3 protein-coding genes are annotated in these 1,913 nt (G+C 33.8%); all 3 read left to right on the top strand.

Going from position 1 to position 1,913, the window contains the following annotated elements:
- The coding region (locus tag BN162_RS18925) for a hypothetical protein (protein ID WP_040451771.1) at positions 1-811 on the top strand (811 nt) is incomplete at its 5' end.
- Between the two features lie 98 nt (positions 812-909).
- Positions 910-1,419, top strand: a complete 510-nt coding sequence (locus tag BN162_RS09505) for a hypothetical protein (protein WP_020224856.1) — start codon at positions 910-912, stop codon at positions 1,417-1,419.
- A 204-nt stretch (positions 1,420-1,623) separates the two neighbouring features.
- The coding region (locus BN162_RS18920; RefSeq protein WP_208854749.1) for a hypothetical protein at positions 1,624-1,913 on the top strand (290 nt) is incomplete at its 3' end.

The raw sequence follows: 1,913 nt of genomic DNA, 5'->3' as shown, positions 1-1,913 counted from the left end.
CAAAAAGGATACAGAGAACAAAGAAGATTTGTTAAGCACAATTAACAATGGCATCAAGAGCGCAGGAGTAGCTGTTTCCAGCATAGTTCAATCCACGGAGTTTGTGACGTTAACTTTATCCATTGCTTTAGATAAAGTGATAGATAAATATCTGCCAATCAAAGGAATTCTGAACGCTATTTCTATCTTTGGTATATCGGCGGGATTAACAGAAAAAATTCCATTAAACGCAGCAGATGAAGGAAAACTAGCTGAGAAGATCCCGTTGGATAAGGAATTAAAGTATTTGGAGAAGCTTCCGGGAGCCAGTATCAGAAAAGATTTAGTGATTGATCTTCCATTAAATATCAAAGGAAATCAAGACTATCTTGAGAAGATTAAAATCCGGGATGAACAAACTTTTGTGGAAGAGATTCCTTGGGATGAAATTATTAATAGTGACTCACAAATTGAAAATTTAAAACCTGCGAAACCGGAAAAAGTGATTAATGATTTAAAAGATTATCAGACTAAGAAATGGAACATTGGTGGAAATGAAATTGCGTTTGATAAAAAGGGAATGAAGCATGTTTTAGAAAGGCATCATCCAGAATACTGGGATGGATCTGTTAAAGAAACACAATCCTTCTTTGATAAAGATATGTCTATCACAGATATTCAAAATATAGCTGATAAAATTATTAGTCAAAATCGAGATGTAATTGAACAGAAAGGAACTACTGGAATGTATCAAATAGAAGGAGAGGTAGATGGAAGTAAATATGTAATTGGGTTTAATAATGGTCGGATAGGACAGTTCTATAAAAAATAAAATAAGTACTTATAGACTTTGACAGAGATTTAGAGCGTATTGAAATGAATACGCTCTAAATCTAATGTACTATAAAACAAAGTATAATGGAGATAGATATGATAAAAGTAGAAACTTACATAAAGAAAGAAAAAGTTATAACTTCATTAAGTAATGTTAACGAAAATTACGAGGAATATTTTATAAAATGTGAAGATGAAAATTGTTTGCAATATATTAAAGATTTTGATTATATAGAGGGAGCTATAATAATTTATAATGACGATGAAGTATTATTAAGCTTTCAATATTGGGATATAGTAGATCAACTATGGTCATATATACTAGAAGCATTTAATAATATAGCTAGCGGAAGTAAAAATGAAAAAATTTTATTTCCAGATCAACCAATAGAAGTATATTTTAAGATTATTTCTGATGATTTTTTGATGGTTAGTATCAAAAAAAACAAATACCAAATTTGTAGAAAAGAATTTTTCGATGCAATGTTAGAAAACGCGAAATCTTTCTTTGGAATTCTTAATAAATGTGATAATGAACAGATAATTTTAGAAAGTAACAAAAATTTAAGAAAAATAGACGAAATTAAAAATTCAATAAACTCTTAGAATATTTCGAATTGTTATCCTAAAGCACATAACAGTGATGAAACCCAGTACTTAAGAGCGCGGTATTACGATACGGTAACGGAACTGTTCATCAGTGCGGATGGCTATCGCGGGGATTGGCAGGATCCGTTAAGCCAGAATCGGTACAACTATGGCCGAAACAATCCGAACAAGTACTTTGATCCAACGGGTTTTAAGAGTAGAGTGCCGATAATCAAAGGGATAATCAATCCACCAACAGAGTCAAAGAAAAAACCAATTAATAAGGGAACAGTCAATCACCGGACAGAGCCTCATACAAAAGGTGGAACATCTAATGGTGGAGGCGGAAGTGCCAGCAGTGGTTCCGGAGCAGGAAGGAATACAGGCGCATCCAGTTCAAATAACACGGCGGAGATGCTGAGAAAGGCAGCAGAAGAGAACGCAAAACGGATCGCGGAAGAAGCGAAGAGAGCAGCGGAGCTGATTCAAAAGCAATCGCAGGAAAAACAGAT

It is taken from the genome of Holdemania massiliensis AP2 (assembly GCF_000327285.1).
GTDB lineage: Bacteria > Bacillota_I > Bacilli_A > Erysipelotrichales > Erysipelotrichaceae > Holdemania > Holdemania massiliensis.
Note: the sequence above shows the minus strand (reverse complement) of the source record. Positions and strands in the feature narration are given on the sequence as shown.

Bases quoted from the DNA above. Each gene is read 5' to 3' on its own strand.
- BN162_RS09505 (WP_020224856.1), top strand. From the start codon at position 910: ATGATAAAAGTAGAAACTTACATAAAGAAAGAAAAAGTTATAACTTCA.